General features: G+C 36.7%; 17 protein-coding genes. 10 read left to right on the forward strand and 7 right to left on the reverse strand.

Annotation, left to right across the window (positions count from 1 at the left end; all coding sequences use genetic code 11):
- Window positions 1–6: 6 nt before the first annotated feature.
- Window positions 7–972, reverse strand: coding sequence for an aminoglycoside phosphotransferase family protein (locus tag NAG76_01625; GenBank protein URN94986.1), 966 nt, complete (start codon window positions 970–972; stop codon window positions 7–9).
- Between the two features lie 161 nt (window positions 973–1,133).
- Between NAG76_01625 and NAG76_01630 the strand changes: the two genes are divergently transcribed.
- Both NAG76_01630 and NAG76_01635 read left to right on the forward strand, forming a co-directional pair.
- A complete protein-coding gene (locus NAG76_01630; GenBank protein URN94987.1) occupies window positions 1,134–2,186 on the forward strand; it encodes an LLM class flavin-dependent oxidoreductase in 1,053 nt (350 codons plus the stop codon).
- Between the two features lie 150 nt (window positions 2,187–2,336).
- A complete protein-coding gene (locus NAG76_01635; GenBank protein URN94988.1) occupies window positions 2,337–3,098 on the forward strand; it encodes a GNAT family N-acetyltransferase in 762 nt (253 codons plus the stop codon).
- Between the two features lie 103 nt (window positions 3,099–3,201).
- Here the strand turns inward: NAG76_01635 and NAG76_01640 are convergent, their stop codons facing one another.
- The gene (locus NAG76_01640) at window positions 3,202–4,074 is read right to left on the reverse strand and encodes a TetR/AcrR family transcriptional regulator (GenBank protein ID URN94989.1); all 873 of its coding nucleotides are present in this window, start codon (window positions 4,072–4,074) and stop codon (window positions 3,202–3,204) included.
- Between the two features lie 230 nt (window positions 4,075–4,304).
- Between NAG76_01640 and NAG76_01645 the strand changes: the two genes are divergently transcribed.
- The 8 genes from NAG76_01645 (at window position 4,305) to NAG76_01680 (ending at window position 14,147) form a co-directional block, all read left to right on the forward strand.
- Window positions 4,305–5,804: a DHA2 family efflux MFS transporter permease subunit gene (locus tag NAG76_01645; protein URN94990.1), complete on the forward strand. Its 1,500-nt coding sequence runs from the start codon at window positions 4,305–4,307 to the stop codon at window positions 5,802–5,804.
- Window positions 5,805–6,059: 255 nt separating this feature from the next.
- A complete protein-coding gene (locus NAG76_01650; GenBank protein ID URN94991.1) occupies window positions 6,060–6,737 on the forward strand; it encodes a response regulator transcription factor in 678 nt (225 codons plus the stop codon).
- On the forward strand, window positions 6,727–8,136 hold the full coding sequence (locus NAG76_01655) for a HAMP domain-containing histidine kinase (protein URN94992.1): 1,410 nt from the start codon (window positions 6,727–6,729) through the stop codon (window positions 8,134–8,136). The genes NAG76_01650 and NAG76_01655 overlap by 11 nt, the downstream gene beginning before the upstream one ends.
- Window positions 8,137–8,197: 61 nt before the next feature.
- The gene (locus NAG76_01660) at window positions 8,198–8,998 is read left to right on the forward strand and encodes a DUF3919 family protein (protein ID URN94993.1); all 801 of its coding nucleotides are present in this window, start codon (window positions 8,198–8,200) and stop codon (window positions 8,996–8,998) included.
- 5 nt (window positions 8,999–9,003) lie between these two features.
- Window positions 9,004–10,038, forward strand: coding sequence for an ABC transporter substrate-binding protein (locus NAG76_01665; protein URN94994.1), 1,035 nt, complete (start codon window positions 9,004–9,006; stop codon window positions 10,036–10,038).
- Between the two features lie 74 nt (window positions 10,039–10,112).
- Window positions 10,113–11,771 (forward strand): iron ABC transporter permease, encoded by a 1,659-nt coding sequence (locus NAG76_01670; protein URN94995.1) that lies wholly within the window; start codon window positions 10,113–10,115, stop codon window positions 11,769–11,771.
- A gap of 154 nt (window positions 11,772–11,925) precedes the next feature.
- Window positions 11,926–13,002: an ABC transporter ATP-binding protein gene (locus tag NAG76_01675; protein URN94996.1), complete on the forward strand. Its 1,077-nt coding sequence runs from the start codon at window positions 11,926–11,928 to the stop codon at window positions 13,000–13,002.
- A 107-nt stretch (window positions 13,003–13,109) separates the two neighbouring features.
- Window positions 13,110–14,147: an extracellular solute-binding protein gene (locus tag NAG76_01680; GenBank protein URN94997.1), complete on the forward strand. Its 1,038-nt coding sequence runs from the start codon at window positions 13,110–13,112 to the stop codon at window positions 14,145–14,147.
- Between the two features lie 69 nt (window positions 14,148–14,216).
- Here the strand turns inward: NAG76_01680 and NAG76_01685 are convergent, their stop codons facing one another.
- From NAG76_01685 to NAG76_01705, 5 genes are all read right to left on the reverse strand, one after another.
- Window positions 14,217–16,841, reverse strand: coding sequence for a sortase (locus tag NAG76_01685; protein URN94998.1), 2,625 nt, complete (start codon window positions 16,839–16,841; stop codon window positions 14,217–14,219).
- A gap of 274 nt (window positions 16,842–17,115) precedes the next feature.
- On the reverse strand, window positions 17,116–17,541 hold the full coding sequence (locus tag NAG76_01690) for a DUF1801 domain-containing protein (protein ID URN94999.1): 426 nt from the start codon (window positions 17,539–17,541) through the stop codon (window positions 17,116–17,118).
- A 171-nt stretch (window positions 17,542–17,712) separates the two neighbouring features.
- Window positions 17,713–18,684: a cation diffusion facilitator family transporter gene (locus NAG76_01695; GenBank protein ID URN95000.1), complete on the reverse strand. Its 972-nt coding sequence runs from the start codon at window positions 18,682–18,684 to the stop codon at window positions 17,713–17,715.
- A 436-nt stretch (window positions 18,685–19,120) separates the two neighbouring features.
- On the reverse strand, window positions 19,121–19,519 hold the full coding sequence (locus NAG76_01700; protein URN95001.1) for a DUF1801 domain-containing protein: 399 nt from the start codon (window positions 19,517–19,519) through the stop codon (window positions 19,121–19,123).
- Between the two features lie 36 nt (window positions 19,520–19,555).
- Window positions 19,556–20,032: a GCN5 family acetyltransferase gene (locus tag NAG76_01705; GenBank protein URN95002.1), complete on the reverse strand. Its 477-nt coding sequence runs from the start codon at window positions 20,030–20,032 to the stop codon at window positions 19,556–19,558.
- Window positions 20,033–20,070 lie beyond the last annotated feature (38 nt).

The raw sequence follows: 20,070 nt of genomic DNA on the forward strand, positions 1-20,070 counted from the left end.
TCATACTTATTGGCTTTGTTCAATAAACGTTGCAATACCCACTTCTACATTCCGCTTCGCCCACTCCACATGATCATTGTTCGCATAGCCACGAAATGCACATTCTATATACATAATTAGATCAAGATATAAATTATAATAAGCAAGTCGTTGGCGTTCATTATGTGTCAATTGCTCATACTTGCCATAACCCTCTACAAACGACTTAGAATTCGCTTTATTACTAAAGTAATGCTCAATCAATGGATCGCCCCAAAGTGTTCGCTCAAAATCTATAATCCCTGTAATCTTCCCATGTTCAACAAAGAAATTTCCATCCCAAAGATCCCAATGAACAAGTGATGGTACAGTTACTTCACTTAAACAATAGCTTCTCTTATTCAGAAGTTGACGCAGTTCATCGTATGGCATAGGTAGTGGCAATTCAGTATCCTCTCCATCATCTAATACGCCATTAATCATAAGTAGAAATGCTTCACGCCATGAACTTTGCTCATTCTTTCTTGCATTGAAATATCCGAATGAAGTACCTGTCACTTCATTAATTGCTGAGTTAAATTGTCCAAGCTCAATCTCTATAGTATGTCTTTCTTCTGTCGTTAATTGATCTTTCACTTTATTGTACGGTTGACCTGGTAATTTTTCCATAATGAAAAATTCACCTTCGAGTAATTGTCTTGATCGATCGTAAGCGATCACTTTTGGGATAGGAATGCTATTTACTTGCTGTAGTAAATTAAGCACTTCCACTTCTGTCTTCATCATCTCATATTCATATCGCATAAGCTTCGTCGATTGTGCAGGTGAGACTTTCACAATATAAGATTTCCCATCTTGCATTAGCACCTCGTATGCTGAGTTTGCCCATCCATCTGTTAACTCAGTAATAACTACTGCATCACATCCATACACTTGACGCAATGCATGATTCAATTGCTGCTCTGTAACTTTCAGCTTAACGGTGCCTTCCATGAATAACTCAGCTCCTTATATGAGATATTCTTATTGTATCGGTATATTCTTAATAAAAACTGAACATTTATCTCACAATATACTTTATTATATAAATTTGCTTCTTACGCTCACTTATGTTTTCATAATTAAAGGAATGAAAGTTAAGACGGAGGTACATAATGACACATCAACCATTTCAATTTGGTATTTATACATTAGCTGATTTAGGACAAAACCCGCATACCGGTGAGCTAATTAGTGCTAGAGAAAGAGTTACGGAGATTATTAAGTTAGCAAAATTAGCGGACGAACTTGGATTAGATATTTTTGGTGTTGGTGAGCATCATCGACTTGATTATGCAATTTCTTCAACTGCGGTTACACTTGGAGCAATTGCCCAAGCAACTAAGCAAATTCGTTTAACGAGTGCGACAACGGTCATTAGTACTATCGACCCTGTTCGATTATATGAGGATTATGCCACTCTTGACTTGATCTCTAATGGAAGAGCAGAGATCATAGCTGGTCGAGGCGCTTTTTTTGAATCATTTCCTTTGTTCGGTTATGATGCTAATGATTATAATGATTTATTTGAAGAAAATACGAAACTTTTTCTTCTCCTTAATAAAAATGAACGTTTAAATTGGGAGGGTCAGTTCCGCTCTTCTTTACATAATGCTGAAATTGCTCCACGACCCATACAAACGGAAATACCTTTATGGATTGGTGTTGGCGGTAGCATTTCAAGTGCGGAGCGCGCTGCAAAGTATGGTTATGGTATGACACTAGCTATTCTTGGAGGCGAGGTTACTTCATTCCAACCACTAGTCGATGCATATCGTCAGACTTCTTTACAACTAGGAAAACCTGTAGATGAAATGAGAATTGCTGTAACGGGGCATACGTTTATCGCTGAAAATGGAGAGCAAGCGAAAGAACAGTATTTCCCATACTACGCGAATTACAAAAATTATGTTAATGCTCAGCTTGGTAAAAATAAGTCGTATACACGCGAGCAATATGAAGAAATGACTTCACCACAAGCTTCACTCTTTGTTGGTAGCCCAGAACAAATTGCAGACAAAATATTATATCAGCATAAATTGTTTGGTCATACAAGATTTATGGCTCAATTAGATATCGGTGGGTTACCTTTCGATCTTATTGCAACTAGTCTTGAACTACTAGCAACCAAAGTAATTCCTATCGTTCGGAAACAAATTAATCAATAATATGCTTCTTAGAAATGTAGATCTAACCTTAAGTTCATACAATAATAAATATACATCCTAATTTTTCTAGGATGTATATTTATTATACCTATTGAATATTTATACGTAATATTGTATGATTATTCATGTTGAGAAGGAGAGTGACATTTAATGATTTCACAGTTAGAACATATCGAAGCCTTGAGCCTTAATCATTGGCCAGCATTGCAGACGGAAGATATAGATGGTTGGAAACTACGTACAGCTAATGGATATACGAAACGAGCAAACTGTGTTAGTACGTTAATTGGCTCCAAAGAAAACATTAGTGAAAAAATAGCACGTTGTGAACAATATTATAGCGCAATAAATCAACCGACCATATTCAAGCTCACTCCTTTTTCAGCGCCTAGTCTCGATGAAAAATTGGATCAGCTTAACTATATAAAACAAGACTCATCATTCGTAATGACTATGCCATTACAGAATTTTCAATCTATTGCAGATTCATCTCTTCAACAAACGGAGGAATTACAATTCACTTTGCTCCACCACATCTCTATAAAATGGATTGAGCAGTACTGTCAACTTAGCGGAGTATCTGAAAAGTTTATTCCTACCATTATAGATATGATGGCAGCAATACAAGGTGAGATTATTTGCGGTAGTTACAGCTTGAATAATGAGGTCGTAGCGGTTGGTTTAGCTGTTGTTGATAAGCAATATATAAGCTTATATAACATCATCACTGCCGAGCAACATCGTAGTAAAGGCATTGCTGGGGCGCTTATAACAAAGCTATTGAACGTTGGTTCGCAAAAGGGTGCACATACGAGCTATTTACAAGTATTATCCGATAACTCTCCCGCACGTCATCTATACAAGAAATTAGGTTATATTGATCAATATCCTTACTGGTATCGAGTTAAATAAGAACTGAACATACAATAAAAGCATTCTTCTTATCGTCACGCAATTGTACGACGATAAGAAGAATGCTTTTTATATTCAACCTATATTAGATTTCATAATATCTTTATTGTTTTTGAAAATGCCAAGTTTCACTCATTATTTCCCTTGCTTGATTATATAAGACACTTCCTTTGAATGAATCAAGAAACGGTTGTAACAATGCACTAATTACAGCATCTCGTAATGGATCTTGTTCAATTTCATATCGTAAAGAAGTAGCTAAGTCCATTTGCGCTTTAGTTAATTTGAAATTTTCAATTAAATCATCAAACAGCAATAGTACATCTTCTCTCCTAATTTTATCTTGTGCCAACGAAACTTTTAGCAAAAATAATTTTTCAGCATCTAGCACCGCTGTATTTTCATTTATTAAGCTATTAATAATAACTTTCATATATTGGTATACTGATACAGCAACTGTTTTAACATTTAATCCGCGTTGATTAATAAATTTACCAGTAAATAACAAATGTTGCTGCATACCGTTCCAAATAACAGCTGCTTCGAGTGCATGGGGTCTTAATTCTTCGCCAAATATTTCTATGAGCCGATTAGCAAACCATTCAAATTCAACCATTTTGTAATTAAGGACAAGCTTTTTCAAATCACGATCTCCAGAATGAAGAAGTTCTTCAAACATTGCACTTAAACCACGTTTTTCATTAATTCGAATAATTACGGAAGTCTGTTCGATAAGTAAATTAATATCCTTGGGATCTTTACCAAGTTGTAGTTCACTTTGAAGTAAACTCGCTTCGCTTCTGATCTGCTGTAAAATGGCACCTACACAATCATATTTAGAAGAAAAATAATTATAGAACGTTCCTTTAGAAATACCTGCACGCTCTATAATATCTTGGATGGACGTCATTTGAATGCCTTTTTCTAAAAAAAGCGCCTGAGCATGCTCGACTACCATTTTCTTTCGCTTATTCATGTAGTGCCTCCTAATTTTTAATCACCTGCTATGTTGCTACCATCGAATAAAAAGCAGCTTCGCAAGCTAATGCTAGCCAATCTTAGATAAAGTAAGTATACCCTTATATTCGTTCGTTGTACACGCTATTTAAACTGCAAGTATAAAAAACTTGAACTTTTTGTACTCATGATATAAAATCGTTAAGTAACTAAAACTTTTAGATGTAAAAGATAGGAGAAAAAAACAAGATGAGTGAACCTTTACAACAGTTAAAGAAACCCCCGTATTTTATGCTAGCTATATTGTTTTTTGGAGCATTTGTTTCTTTTCTGAATAACTCATTAATGAACGTAGCGCTACCAACAATAATGGGCGATTTTGGAATGACAGATTATTCTACAGTACAATGGCTTACAACCGGTTATATGCTAGTGAGTGGTGTACTAATTCCAGTATCTGCTTTCTTACTTACAAGATTTACTAACCGAGCTTTATTCATTACCGCAATGACTTTATTTACACTAGGTACAGGAATTGCTGCTATTGCTCCTAACTTTGGTGTGCTATTAACAGGTCGAATGATTCAAGCTGCTGGATCGTCTGTTATGTCACCATTACTAATGAACGTAATGTTAATTAGTTTCCCGCGTGAGAAGCGTGGTGCGGCAATGGGCGTATTCGGCCTTGTAATGATCACTGCACCTGCTCTTGGACCAACGTTATCAGGATACATCGTTGAATATTACGATTGGCGTGTTCTTTTTGAAATGATTTTGCCATTCTCTATTATTGCTCTTGTTCTTGCCATCTTCAAACTACAAAATGTTATGCCGACCAAAAAAGCTACTCTCGATTACTTATCCGTTGTGCTTTCTACGCTAGGCTTTGGTAGCTTACTTTATGGTTTCAGTTCTGTAAGTACAAGTGCTGATGGATGGAAAGATTCAATCGTTATTACAACGATTGCCGCTGGCGTTGTGTTGATTGTATTATTCGTACTACGACAATTGCGATCTGGGCAACCGCTATTGAATTTGTCAGTATACAAATATCCAATGTTCGCACTAGGTAATGTTATATCAGTCGTGAACTCTGCTGCTTTATTCGCTGGAATGATCCTTACTCCAGCATATATGCAAACAGTTAAAGGAATCTCGCCACTTGATTCTGGATTAATGATGTTACCAGGTGCACTTGTTATGGGCGTTATGTCTCCGATTACTGGAAAATTATTCGATAAATTCGGACCACGAGTTCTTGGAATAATCGGTATCGGTATAACTACTATCGCAACATATCAAATGACGTTCTTTGAGCTTGATACATCAAATCTACACATTGTTTTAGTTTACTCTGTGCGTATGTTTGGTATTTCAATGGTAATGATGCCAATTATGACTAATGGTTTGAATCAATTACCTACACGTCTAAACCCACATGGTACAGCAGTTAATAATACGATTCAACAAGTAGCTGGTGCAATTGGAACAGCTATCTTCGTAAGTATTATGAATTCACATACAGCGCAAAGTATAACGGAACAACTAGATGGAATTGATCCAACTACACTTGCTGCAGATCAAATGGCTCTTATTAAAAGAACGGGAATGCTTGAAGGTATTCAATATACTTTCTTGATCGCGACATTCACTACACTTGTTGCCTTTATTCTTACTTTCTTTGTAAAACGTGTTGATGTTAGTAAAGACGCTCTCGCTAAAATTGAAGGCGATAATGCAACTTCGTAGATATTATATGTAATTGTCTGGAATAATTATTAGTGTTGAAACATACAATATTAATGGACACGGAAGTAAAATATAAGAGGACCCCATACATTTCTAATGAAATGTATGGGGTCCTCTTTGCGTATTTAAGAAGTTTACTTTACAGATTAGAGTAGTTGATCAATAATGGATGCAAACGATTGTCTCATAATACAATAGTAGCTGATTGTATTATTGATAATTAAAAACTCATGTCATACGTAAGGGTGAACATATATGAACGTACTTATTATTGAAGATGATGCTAGCATTCAAATGTTGTTAAAACTTAGTTTACAGGTAGAAGGCTATACTCCAACTGTAGTAGGAACAGTAAAAGATGGTTTTATTGCTTTAGATAACGATCAGATTGACTTAATACTACTTGATATTACATTACCAGATGAATCAGGATTTCAATTCTTGCAAACGCTTCACCAACAAAAACGACTAATACCGGTAATTGTGCTAACCGCAAAAAATGCAATGAATGACAAAATATTAGGTTTTCAACTTGGTGCTGATGATTATATGACTAAACCATTTGAGACAAGGGAACTCATTGAACGAATTAAAGCAGTAATGCGACGTATGAAGGTTACTTTACCAGCTCAAACAGTTAAGCTGGGGCAGATCGAAATTGATCATGCTGAACGTACATTAAAGATTTCAGAAAAATATATTAAAACAACGACAAAGGAATTTGATTTTATGTGGTTACTTTGTAGCAATCCAAAAAAAGTATTTACTCGTGAACAATTATTAGATATGGTTTGGGGTTTTGATTATTATGGTCCTACCCGTTCTGTTGATATGATGGTTAATAGATTAAGAGAAAAATTAAAACCACATGAGCACATTGTCGTCACTGTTCATGGAACGGGGTATAAGTTGGAGGTAGAACATGAAGCTTAGAAATAAGATGTTCATTCAGCATACTCTAACGATCGTAATGCTACTTATAGCAATGTATATCATCGTGAATTATACATTAAGTAAAAGTATGCTCGAACGTGAAACTCAAACCCTTAATCAATATTATACTTTACATCGAATTGAAACTTTGAAGTTGCTAAATGATCAGAAGATTAGTGTAGAGCAATTGTTTACTGGCACCTATGCGCCGTTTATTGCCTCACACCTATCCTCTAATAGCAATTTTCAAGTACAACTCTTCTCCATCGATGAAACTATTGTAGGCAGTAGCGATAAAGAATTGCTGTTAAAGCGTTCTGATATTGCGACTGCCTTATCTGGTCAGACAGCAACAATTATTGCTGAAGAAAATGGTATTCGTCATTTCATCTACTCTGCACCATTTTCATATCAAGGTAAAATTGTAGGTGGAATCCGTTATGTATTAGACTTACAACAACATGATACAACCATATCTGAGATGAGATTATGGTTTATCGGTGTTGCCTGTGCTTGTCTCATCATTACAGTGTTAGCAGGATATTCGTTCTCTTCTGCTCTACTCAAACCACTCCATGCTTTACAGCGTGCCTTAAAGCAAGTTGCGGTTGGAGATTTTAGTATGAAAATCAAACAAAGTAGCAAGGATGAAATTGGCGAACTTACGAATGATTTCAATCATATGTCAGATGCTCTAATACATCATATCGCTTTACTAGAATATGAACAGGATAAACAAAAAAACTTTTTCGATAATATGACCCATGAATTGAAAACACCATTAACCTCAATCATTGGTTTCTCTAATCTATTAGATAAAGTAAATTCACTGGATGATGTTCGTGATTGCAACTTATATATTCGTAAAGAAAGTACTCGTTTATTACAAATGGTTGAACATTTATTGCATACTTCGTTAATGGGCAATGATGTTTGGAACATTCAACGAAAATATGTTGATCTCGGAGTATTCACGAATGAATGTTTACAAATCTTAATGCCAACCTTAGAAAAGTCAGCAATCAGTTTACATGTAAATAATCAATCCTCGATTGTCTATATCGATCCAATACGAACTCAGCAAGTGCTTTTTAATATTATTGATAATGCAATCAAGCATAGTGATTGCACAGATATTATGGTTGAACTAAAAGAAGATGCGATTCATGGAGTCATTATTATTAAAGATAACGGAAATGGTATGAGTGCCGAGCAATATAGTCGTCTCTTCAAGCTATCAACAAAAGATAATCGTACCATTACGGCTAACTCTCATGGTCTTGGACTACCTATTGTGAAACAGCTAATGGAATTACAAGATGGATCTATTGTTGTCGAAAGTCAAGAACTAGTTGGTACAACTGTTACGCTTTATTTCAAGAAATCTTCAGAAATGTAAGCGCTGTTACAAAATTGATACAAAACATATATTTTTCTAATATATTAGGAGGTTAAAGTTAATGCCAGGAGATAAGAAAGGGCTTTCATGGTTCCGTCTCATAGCGTTGCAGTTGCTAATAGGATGCATGCTTATCGGTATATGTGCATACGCATTTCGAATTCCTGTTGAAGAGGTACGTATCGTTTCAATTGGGCAAAGCTCACTTGATCAGATGTCTGGTATGCCAATGCGAGTAGAGATCACTTATCCTGGACTCGGTCAAATCACGATTGATGATCCGAAAGAGCTACTCAAATTAAAACTTACCTTTCATGAATTACTTTACTCTGGTACGAAGGAACGTGTTACAAAGCGTTCAAGCTTTGCACTTTCAGGAGTGATGCATTATCTAGATCAAGATCCACTACTCTTCCAGATCGAAGCGAACACATTCCGGTTCAGCGATGATTACGTTAGCTCTTTAAATGTAAGTGCAACGATTCGCAAACTGCAAAGCATGCTCATAGACAAAATATTAACGGAGAACATGATTGGTGATGCTGTGAATGATAGCACTAACGACGTATTTTCACTCGTTAGTGGTCAACTTACGATGCTTACTCTAAAAGAGCGACAAGAACTATCAGATTATATTCATCTTGCCGCTAGGGTCATTGATTTTAGTCCAATAACGAATCTCGATCATCAACCTGTAGATCACTTCGTTATTCAACTCAATGAAAATGAGGACAGCTACAAGCATTGGATTCACATTGACCGCTACAGTAGTGAATATTTCGTTGTCTATGATTTGCTAGATGAAACAAATCACCGCGCCTATTTCAAAGTCGATTCCTCAAATTTGAATGAAGGTGGGTAATGAAAATGGCAAGAAAAAAAAGCAACAGTTCTATCATCATTATCTCAATAATCGCAGTTGTCTTGATTGCAGCATTTTTCATGTACAAAAGCGGAGTATTTGGTGGTAAAGAGACAAAGAAAATAACTGTTTATTCCATTTTCCAAGAAGAAGAAGCTCGCAAAATCTTAGATGAATTCAAAGCTGAAACTGGTATTGATTACGATATTTTACGTCTTCCAAGCGGAGAAGCTGTTTCAAGAGTACAGAATGAGGCCGCAAATCCTCAAGCAGACTTTCTAATGGGTGGTCCTGCTGATTCTCACGAAGTATTAAAACAAGCCAATGTACTTGAATCTTATATTTCTTCAAATGCATCTGATATCGCGGATAATCATAAAGATAAAGATGGTTTCTGGACGGGTTTCTACTTGAACCCAATCGCTATTGGTATTAACGAAGAGCGTTGGAAAGAAAAATATGGTGATGATCCATATCCACAAAGTTTTGAAGATTTACTAGATCCAAAATATAAAGGTGAAATTGGAATGTCAGACCCAGCAACATCTGGTACAGCTTATACAGCAGTAGCTTCCCTTGCGCAAGTATGGGGCAAAGATCAGATGTTAAGTTACATCGAGAGCCTACTACCTAACTTGAAAGAAAGACCTAAGTCAGGTATCGAGCCAATTCAAAAAGCAGCAAATGGTGAATACACAATTGGAGTAACTTTCCTTGGTGACCAATTGAAAATCAAAAAACAAGGAAACCCAATTGTGAGCGTAGTTCCTGAAAATGCTGGTTATGAAGTCGGTGCTTTATCTATCGTTAAAGGCGGCCCTAATACAGATGCTGCAAAAAAACTAATGGATTTCATGCTTACTGAAAAACCAGCTGTAATCTATACTTCATCTGCTTACTCTGTATCAGTAAAACCAACTGTTCCAGTACCAGATGGTGGTATCGATATTAAGGAAACGAATTACAACGTAAACTACGATCTTTGGACTGCAGCAAGTCAACGTAAAGAACTTCAAGATGCCCTAAAAGATTTGAAATAATTAACTTTGCGGGGCATGAAGTGTACTACACTTCATAGCCCCATTTATGAAAGCGAAAGGTGGTAGCGCCTCCTATGTTGAAAGAAAAAAAAGGAATGGGAGAGTCCATCAAAAGACTACTCAAAGATCCCTCATCACTTGTTCTCGTTGTAACAAGCTTTATATTTCTTATTCTATTTGTCATCTATCCCTTAATTGTTGTTGTATTCTCATCTGGAGCAGATAATTGGGTTACTTTCTTCACTAAGCCTCGTTATGGTAAAGCTCTAATGAATACTATTGTTAGCTCATCATTATCAGCTTTGACGGCTACAGTGTTTGGTTTCATCTACGCGTATGCAATCAACTATAGCAATATTAAAGGTAAAAAGTTTTTCCGGTTCATCGCCTTCCTACCGTTACTTGCACCATCTGTTATGAGTGGTCTTGCATTTTTACTTTTATTCGGTCGTGGAGGATTTATCTCTCAATGGTTAAGAGCTAATTTTGGAGTTGAGCTTGATCTATACGGCTTACCTGGTCTATGGATTGTTCAGACCATTTCTTATTTCCCATTAGCTTATATGACAATTACTGGAGTACTTCGTTCAATCTCTCCTAACCTAGAAGTTGCAGCACAAAATCTTGGTGCGAGAGGTTTCAAACTCTTTAGAACAATTACTTTGAAACTTGCATTACCTGGAGTCGTGAATGCATTCCTACTGGTAGCAATTAACTGCTTCGCTGACTTTGGTAATCCAAAACTAATTGGCGGAAATTATTCCTTGTTAGCGGTAGAAATCTACGGGGAAATTATTAATAACGAAGCAGGGCTAGCTTCAGTAATGGGTATCATTCTCGTGATACCTGCGCTACTCGTATTCTGGCTTCAAAACAAAGTGCTCTCTAAAGGTTCCTATTCAACAATTACGGGAAAACCTATCTCTGGATTAACTCGTACAACTACTTCTAAAAAAACAGATATCGGTTTATTCATATTCAATGCATTTATTTCACTAATGATTATTTCCATGTTCCTAATTACGATTTTATACGCATTCACACGTAATTTTGGTCGGGATAATAGCTTTACCTTAGATCATTTACAAAAAGTTGTATTCAGTTCATCAAGTCCAGCAGTTCTTAACAGTTTAGTATTATCACTTATAAGTGCTCTGCTTGCTGTTGCTTTTGCTCTTGTATTAGCTTTTATCATTACACGCAAACCATTCCCAGGTAAAAAGATACTTGATTTCACGGCTGTACTTCCTATTGCACTTCCTGGTACATTCGTTGGTCTTGCATTAATCGTCGCATTCAGCAATGGACCAATTGTGCTACAAGGATCCGCAATACTTATCGTCATTGCAATGCTATTGAAGCAAATGCCAGTCAGTTATCGAGGTATAACTGCTTCTTTCAAACAAGTAGATAAGTCTATTGAAGAAGCTGCGACAAACCTAGGAGCTAACAGTAGCAAAACTTTATCTTCTATTGTATTCCCAATGTTGCAAAAAACAATTGTTGCTAACTTTGTATATGCGTTCATGAAAAATATGAACACTTTAAGTACTATTATTTTCTTAATTACTCCGAAATGGGTAGTGGCTGCCGTATCGATCTTCAACTACGCAGAGACAGGAACATATTATTGGGCAGCTGCAGTTGCTGTAGGTCTAATGGGAGCTACCCTAGGTACATTAGGCATCATCAAATTAATATTCCGTGATAAAGTAAAAATCTTTGATTTCTAATGAAAAGTTTGTTTATGCTTTCGAGGTACTTTTCATTTACTGAGAGGTATGTTCGAGAAGTTTAATGAAAAGTTTGTTTATGCTTTCGAGGTACTTTTCATTTACTGAGAGGTATGTTCGAGAAGTTTAATGAAAAGTTTAAGGAGTGGATGATATGGCGTCACAGCTGTTGTTGGATATGAAAAACGTGAATAAGGTGTTCGGCCAAAACCACGTCTTGAAAGATGTAAATCTACAAATTGAAAAAGGAAAATTCATTACTTTTCTTGGTCCAAGTGGTTGTGGTAAAACAACCTTACTTCGTTCTATTGCAGGCTTCTACACAATAGATAGTGGCGAAATCATTATGGATGGTAAATTAGTTAATGATCTTCCTCCATATAAACGCGGAACTCCAATGGTTTTCCAAGAATATGCTCTATTCCCGCATATGACTGTCTTTAATAATGTCGCATACGGTCTTGATGTACAGAAGCGCCCTGAAAAAGAAATTCAAGATAGAGTAGCCTCAGCACTAGCACAAGTTAAGTTAACAGGACTTGAAGAGCGTTATCCTCATGAAATGTCTGGTGGTCAACAACAACGTGTTGCTATGGCTCGTGCGTTGGTTATGAATTCTCCAATTATTTTGCTAGATGAACCATTAAGTAATCTGGATGCAAAATTAAGAGAAGAAGTGCGAGTAGAGCTTCGCACGATTCAACAAGAACTTGGACTAACTGTTATCTATGTAACACATGACCAGTTAGAAGCATTGTCTATGTCAGATGAGATTGTAGTATTCAATAAAGGCGCAATTGATCAACATGGCACCCCTCATGAAATTTACTATAAGCCACGCACTCAATATGTAGCTGATTTTATCGGTACAACAAACTTCTTGCCCGTAGAAGTTATATCTACTGAAGATGGTGCTGCTACCATAAAATATGGTAAGGGAGGACGCAAAATAAAAGTGTCTACAGATCTAGATGTACAAGTTGGAGATCAAGTTTTATTAAGTGTTCGACCTGAATCGTTGAAGATTGATTTAGAACCTTCGGAATCAGATTTCCAGCTTTCAGCTAATGTTCGTTACTCCACTTTCCTCGGGGAGAAAGAACGTTATTTCGTTGGCATTGAAGAAAACCGTGAATGGATCGTTGATGCTTATGACGTAGGATCTACAAGATATAATGGTTTTATTACAATTTCAGCATCGCCAAGTAAATTACATCTCATTAACAAATAATTAATACTACATGTATAATAAGACACAAGATAAGGTAGTTCTATAACTACACTTATCTTGTGTTTAGCTGTTTCTATACTTTATATTTTGTTGTTAGGAGAGAGTCCATGCAGATGCGCAAGAGAGGCGTTATCGTTGGTATACTAGTCATCATCGTTTGTTTTGTCATTGCTTATATCATGCTATCTAATAAGAAAAGTACAAATGTCCCTATAAAAGTGCTTGTTATTTTCCAAGAAGATGAAGCTCGTATACTTCTAGAGAAATTCAAACAAAAAACAGGTCAATCTTACGAGATGATTAGAATGTCTAGCGGTGAAGCTAACTATCAGTTACTCGTCTTAAATCAGTCTAATATCGATGTTGTACTTGGTGGTCCTGCTGATCTTCATGAACAACTGAAAAACAGTAGTAAACTGCTCAAATATGCTCCGAAAAATAGTGATCTTATTCCAGATTCTTATAAGGATGAACAAAAGTTTTGGACAGGTATGTACATGGGTCCCCTCTCCATTGGAATTAATACCGAGAAGTGGGCTCAAGATGAAGAACTGAAAGATATACCTTATCCTTTGAAATATGAAGATTTACTCATTCCTCAATTGAAAGGGAAAATTGATATGCCTAACCCTGAAACATCAGGAACTGGGTATACGTTACTTGCTTCCCTCCAGCAAGAAAGAGGTAGTGATGAAGCAATAAGTTTACTATATAAATTGCAACAACAAAGTGCTGCCACAAATTTTTCAGGTATTACATCTGCTCAACGATTAGCTATGGGAGAAGTAACAACGGCGATATCATTCCTTGGCGATCAATTAAGATTTACTAATTCTGGTTACAGCATACTATCCACTATACCACCACAAGCAGGTTGGGAAATTGGAGCAGTATCCATATTACGATCTAGTACCAATCGTTCATCTGCTAAGCAACTTGTTGACTTTGTTCTTTCGAGTGATGCACAAACCTATTATATGAATACCGCTTTCTCTATCCCAGTTGAACCTAATATTGAAGTTAATCAATTATTAAAAGCTGTAGATAAAGATAATTTGCTTGTTAACTATCGTTTTGATTTAGCAGCAGAGCGGCGAGATTCTCTGCTTACGAAATGGAAAGCTATTGTTAGAGACAACGGCTAAATTTAGACTCCCTAACGATTTATATGATAAAAGCCCAACATCTAATTAATAGATATTGGGCTTTTATCTCTATGTCATAACCGATTTATCATTAGCCATTGATTCTGCATAGATGATATAGCGATTGGTAGTATCATGAGCTTCTGACATTATAATCACTAACACTTCTTTCCCTAAAAGTCGGGATAGTCGCAACTGAGGATGATGAAGCATTTCAATTTTATTAATCCGATAATGATATGAACCATAGGGTAATTCAATGGTAATTGTATTTCCAATATTTAACTCACGAATGCGATAAGTTGTACCTTCATAATAACCAGCAAATATAATTTGTTCCTGATCCATAGGAAATGCAGAATAAACGTAGTGTCCTAACCCTTGTTGAAGATGGGATTGTTCCGTACCTTCGATTAATTGCATTGTAGCCTGATGCCTTGGAATTGTTAATGTTCCAAAATGTTGTCCGACTAATGGTATGAAAGTTTCACGAGTCGATAAGTTAGAAGATCGCTCTTTCTTATTAGTTTCTGTATTTTTTCCAGATGATTTTGTATCAGAACGTTCCCCTTTATCTCCCTTACCTGAACTTTTATTGTTGGAATTCTCCTTGTTATTGGAATCGCTTCGTACTGTTTTTGAGTTATCTTCGCTTTTTGTATGCTCCTCCGCAAGATCCTCTTTACGACCACTTGGACTCGATGGATTTTCACTAGATCGTGCAGAACCTGTACCCGTATTAGATGGTACACCTCCGCCCATATTGCCTGATCCAGAAGATTGTCCTCTCAATTTGTTATATACATACATAACTATATTTAATAAACCTATTGAAGCTCCTACTGTACCAATAGTTTTTCCTGTTGCTAAACTGTTCTCAGCCTGTTCTAATGCTTCATTAACTGATGTATTTAACTCCTCTATTTGCTCATCTGATATCGTCGTTGATGGCAGTTGTCCAGTTGGCTGAATATTTAAAGCTTCCAAAATTTCAGTTAAGACATCTTTGATCTCGCTTAATTCAGAATTTGAATTCTGATCTTGTCTGTTAGGGATACTCACCGTTTCCTCATTATCACTCACCACTTGGTTACCTCCATTCGTTTCTTGAGATTGTAGTTGGGATGGCAAAACAGTTGTAATCGGAATTGAAGATGGGGCTGAGGTAGGTGTTGCTGTCGGTGTCGGTGTTGCTGTTGGGCTTGGGGTTGGGGTTGCTGTGGGTATTGCTGTTGCTGTTGCTGTGGGTGTTGGTGTCGATGTCCGTGTCGGTGTTGGTGTTGGTGTTGGTGTTGGTGTTGGTGTTGGTGTTGCTGTGGGTGTTGCTGTGGGTGTTGGTGTTGGTATTGGTGTCGGTGTTGATGTTGGTGTTGGTGTTGGTGTCGGTGTCGGTGTTGGTGTTGGTGTCGGTGTTGGTGTTGGTGTTGGCGTTGGTGTTGGTGTTGGTGTTGGTGTTGGTGTTGGTGTTGGTGTTGCTGTGGCTGTGGGTGTGGGTGTTGGTGTTGGTGTTGGTGTTGGTGTTGGTGTTGGTGTCGGTGTCGGTGTCGGTGTTGGTGTTGGTGTCGGTGTTGGTGTCGGTGTCGGTGTTGGTGTTGGTGTCGGTGTCGGTGTCGGTGTCGGTGTTGGTGTTGGTGTTGGTGTTGGTGTTGGTGTTGGTGTTGGTGTTGGTGTTGGTGTCGGTGTCGGTGTCGGTGTCGGTGTCGGTGTCGGTGTCGGTGTGGGTGTCGGTGTCGGTGTTGGAATTGGTGTCGGTGTGGGTGTTGGTGTTGGTGTTGGTGTTGGTGTTGGTGTTGGTGTTGGTGTTGGTGTTGGTGTTGGTGTTGGTGTTGGTGTTGGTGTTGGTGTTGGTGTTGGTGTCGGTGTTGGTGTTGGTGTCGGTGTCGGTGTCGGTGTCGGTGTTGGTGTTGGTGTTGGTGTTGGTGTTGGTGTTGGTGTTGGTGTTGGTGTTGGTGTTGGTGTTGGTGTCGGTGTTGGGGCAGTCATCTCAGCGGTTGCAGGAGCATTACTTAATAAATCTAGCTGAACAATCTGATCTGTAGCTGATGCTTTGAATACATATTTCCCACTTCCTGCAACAGGCAGCTCATCCAGCATTATTTTCAGATTGAAGTGATAATCACTACTATTAAGTAAATTAATCGAAATAATCGAATATATATTAATACTAATTCGATGATTAGCTGCATCAAGCAATATGTTATCCGCAGCAACATTTCCTTTTGCTCTAGAAAGAAGTAGTCCTGGCACATCATAATCAGCACTTACTCTAGAGGCAAACCCAACCCCTTCAGTAGCCATAATTGTAGATATTTCTGGTGGAATCTCAAAAATAACCCACGCAGAACTCAGTAGCGATAATTTCGCAGTGCCTGTCCCAGTGTAGTTTAACTTTATTTGCTCTTTCCCCCCGGAAACTTGGTGAATGGCAATTAAGCTACCATTAGACAGTATTGATACATCAAGTACTCCTGCAGCATTCGCTACCCTGTTTGTATCTCCATCAATTTTAGTTATTTGCATAATTTGAGACTGGATCGTTCCATATAATGAAGTTGGCAGCATTAATGCAGATGTAAGTACTATTAAACTAATCATTTTGAATTTTGATGCATTCGCTTGTTCTTGACGGAGATGCCATATTCTCATAATATTTTTCTTGCAATTAGTACGGCTTCTATTCCTTTTTACCCTCAATAATATGACCTCCTATCTCTGTAACTTAATAATCACATTAGATTATTAAGTTACAACCAAAGATAGCATCGAGTGAAACAATTCCCCTTGCTATAATAATGATATATGCAAGCTTGTATTAAACGTGTCGACCATTGCGGAACGTTGTAACAATTAGTCTCCTCTCCTACAGAGCGAATAAAGAGTTCTCTATTTACTTTTCGAGAATTGCAGAAAGGGATGTCAAAGATATATCGGTAACGTTGTTCGATATATCTTTGACATCCCTAATTGGTTAAGACTGTGGATACGTTTTTTGCACAAAATCAACCGTTTCTTTTATTAATTGTTGTAGTACTTCTAACTGAATATCTGCCACCTTATTAATATAAACACAGCTTTTTCCTGAGCTATGCTTTCCTAACTTTGGTAGAAGTTCATTTCTTACCGTTTCTTCCGTTGTTAAGTAAAGACTAATTTTTGCTTTGCGTGGAGAAAACCCAACTAGTGGAGCTGTGCCAGAATGTCCCGTCGGATAAGTATACTGATAAACACCAAAACCTATAATGGAAGGTCCCCATAATTTCGCTTCATAACCTGTGACTTCACTAAATATATCAAGTAAGCGATAAGCATCTTCTTTCTTTGATATACTTTCAATATTCTCAATAAATTCAATAACACTATGATCAGTCTGTTTCATCTTCTGCTCATAAGCCATACTTATCCCTCCCACCTCACAATAAAAATTAAATTATTCTATCTCACATTATAGTGTTATCTTCTCATTAATACAAAGTTCCAGTTACTGTATATTTATTAAAACAGACAAGAGTAAAGGCGTAATCACTAGATCCAGTGATTACGCCTTTAGATATTTTATCTCTGAGAGTTATTTAGCAGGCACAGGATGTACCCATGACACAACACCATCGTCCTCTTCAAACTCAATAATAACGTCAGTCACACCATTCATTGCATGTATTTTGTCTTCAATACGCTTCTTAATCGCAATAGCCTCTGCTACAGAAATCGAAGTATCTATTTCGAGTTTCATCTCAATATGATATTCTTCCCCTTCTTTCATAGCAAATAAAGCACGTATATCTTTAATTTCAGCATTTGTGTAGATGTATTCAGCGATAACATTTTCCATCTCATCATCTGCTTCACTAAGTACACCTTTTGCATTATCTAAGAACACTTTACCTACGACATAGAACATCATAATACCGATAACCATAGAAGCTACACCTTCGGCAGCATGCCATCCAGCAAAGTAGGACAACAATATACTGATAATAGCAATGACACCACCTGCAGTCGCAACTAAATCTTCCATAAATACAAGCTTAGTTGCAGGCTTTGAACGATTTAAATTTGCAAAGCTTTTTGTGAATATTGAAAATCCTTTCGCTTTAACGTTCACTTCATGTAAAACTTCTTTCATTGCCTTATACAATACAAATGACTCTAAGCCTACTGCTATTGCTAACACAACCAGATTAATAATAATTGATTTACCAGTCGAAGCTACAGGATGCAGAATATGATGATAACCTTCTTTGATTGTTTCATAACTCATAATTCCAACTATAAGAACTGCTCCGAGTAATACTAAGTTAACTAAACGTCCGAAACCATTTGGATACCGATCAGTCGGCAGTTTCTTACTTAATGCACTACCAAGGTATACAAAAAATTGATTCGCAGCATCTCCAAGTGAATGCATTGTTTCCGCGAACATTGCTACATTGCCTGTTAGCATGAATGCGATACCTTTAAGAATTGAGATAATTGTGTTCACAATTGCTGCTATCAATGCCGATTTGTTACCTTGTCGTAATAATCCCTTTTTTTTCATAAACCCTCCCACAATAACTGTTGCAGCCTCACTGAATAAGATTAGCATTTGCATCTCTTCATAAATTTATGAGAACAATATACAGGTCATCTTTTCGAAATTCAGCATGCGTAAATGTTTTTCTTATTATACATATTTTTTCCACTTTATAACTTTTAATATATACTTATTTTTTCTATTTGACTACGATAATTTTCAATGAAAAACAGTGATAGTTTCACTATGTATAAATACAATAATTGAAACCTAAAGTAGTAGCGTACCAAACGGCGTTGTTTGCTTACTCTTCAATAATTTCAATGTATTCAGTGCCAATTATTGTTCCTACTATGCATGCAATCACTATCGCGATTATAAAGTCTTATATCACAAAAAAATGCAGTTCACCTCAATAGAGGATAGGCTGCATTTTTCGAAAGTTGTACTATAAATAGTATTATTTATTTTGGCTCTTTTTTTGTGATTTTTCTTGGTGGCGAGCAATATTATCAGCAACTCTATACTTCACGATTTCACTTATTAAGTCAAATGGAAGTGGTTCATTAATCGGGAACTGAACAGAACCTTTTGCTGATTTATATGAAGATAATGCATGTTCAAATGCTTTAATCCCACTAGCACCTGGGTAGAATCCGATATGATTTTTATATGCTGCGAAATGTACGAGATTACCATGCAATGCAAATGTCGGCATTTGATAACTAATTTTCTCTGTAGCTTCTGGTGTTAATTGCTTTATCTTTTTTCGTAATGATTGTAAAATTTCTTGTGTTTTCGCCGGAAACTCCGCAATATATTGATCCACAGATTGGTAAACCACTTTTTTCTCGTTCATATCTTCTCCCCCTACTACTCATTTATAATATGGGAACTAATTATAAGTCATCCAAACAGTACTGCCAATCGTTTCAAATCCTTGTTTGTACCAGAAGTTTCTTGTTTTATCTAAGGAGTACACATATAGTTTCTTCTTAGGATAATTCTCTTTCAACCAGTTAATGAAAAAAGCTGCATATCCATTTCCTTCATAATCTTTCATAACGTCTAACGCTTCAATAAAGATGAAATCTGATTGATCACTTATATCGACATAGAAATCTCTCTCCAAATACTTCTCATCGTCATTGAAATAATCTTTTTCCGCTTTATGAATCAGTTGATTACCCTTTTTATATTCCCAAAAAACAGCATAACCAACCATCTCGTCGTCTACCTCGATAATATGAATATCTTTCGGTAATTCTGATGGATCTTTCCTACTTAATTCACCTGCGTGGTACGTGTCTAACATTTCAGTCATCATACTTTGTATTTCTTGGTCGAATGGTTTTACTACTATTTTAGTCAACTTAATACTCCTCTTGATTGCATTATTTGATATTGCAT

Origin of the sequence: Candidatus Pristimantibacillus lignocellulolyticus, from assembly GCA_023639215.1 — a bacterium.
Classification (GTDB): Bacteria; Bacillota; Bacilli; order Paenibacillales; family Paenibacillaceae; genus Pristimantibacillus; species Pristimantibacillus lignocellulolyticus.

Excerpts from the sequence above, each read along its gene's own strand:
- NAG76_01625 (URN94986.1), bottom strand. The coding sequence starts at position 972 with ATGGAAGGCACCGTTAAGCTGAAAGTTACAGAGCAGCAATTGAATCAT.
- NAG76_01630 (URN94987.1), top strand. The coding sequence starts at position 1,134 with ATGACACATCAACCATTTCAATTTGGTATTTATACATTAGCTGATTTA.
- NAG76_01635 (URN94988.1), top strand. The coding sequence starts at position 2,337 with ATGATTTCACAGTTAGAACATATCGAAGCCTTGAGCCTTAATCATTGG.
- NAG76_01640 (URN94989.1), bottom strand. The coding sequence starts at position 4,074 with ATGAATAAGCGAAAGAAAATGGTAGTCGAGCATGCTCAGGCGCTTTTT.
- NAG76_01645 (URN94990.1), top strand. The coding sequence starts at position 4,305 with ATGAGTGAACCTTTACAACAGTTAAAGAAACCCCCGTATTTTATGCTA.
- NAG76_01650 (URN94991.1), top strand. The coding sequence starts at position 6,060 with ATGAACGTACTTATTATTGAAGATGATGCTAGCATTCAAATGTTGTTA.
- NAG76_01655 (URN94992.1), top strand. The coding sequence starts at position 6,727 with ATGAAGCTTAGAAATAAGATGTTCATTCAGCATACTCTAACGATCGTA.
- NAG76_01660 (URN94993.1), top strand. The coding sequence starts at position 8,198 with ATGCCAGGAGATAAGAAAGGGCTTTCATGGTTCCGTCTCATAGCGTTG.
- NAG76_01665 (URN94994.1), top strand. The coding sequence starts at position 9,004 with ATGGCAAGAAAAAAAAGCAACAGTTCTATCATCATTATCTCAATAATC.
- NAG76_01670 (URN94995.1), top strand. The coding sequence starts at position 10,113 with ATGTTGAAAGAAAAAAAAGGAATGGGAGAGTCCATCAAAAGACTACTC.
- NAG76_01675 (URN94996.1), top strand. The coding sequence starts at position 11,926 with ATGGCGTCACAGCTGTTGTTGGATATGAAAAACGTGAATAAGGTGTTC.
- NAG76_01680 (URN94997.1), top strand. The coding sequence starts at position 13,110 with ATGCAGATGCGCAAGAGAGGCGTTATCGTTGGTATACTAGTCATCATC.
- NAG76_01690 (URN94999.1), bottom strand. The coding sequence starts at position 17,541 with ATGGCTTATGAGCAGAAGATGAAACAGACTGATCATAGTGTTATTGAA.
- NAG76_01695 (URN95000.1), bottom strand. The coding sequence starts at position 18,684 with ATGAAAAAAAAGGGATTATTACGACAAGGTAACAAATCGGCATTGATA.
- NAG76_01700 (URN95001.1), bottom strand. The coding sequence starts at position 19,519 with ATGAACGAGAAAAAAGTGGTTTACCAATCTGTGGATCAATATATTGCG.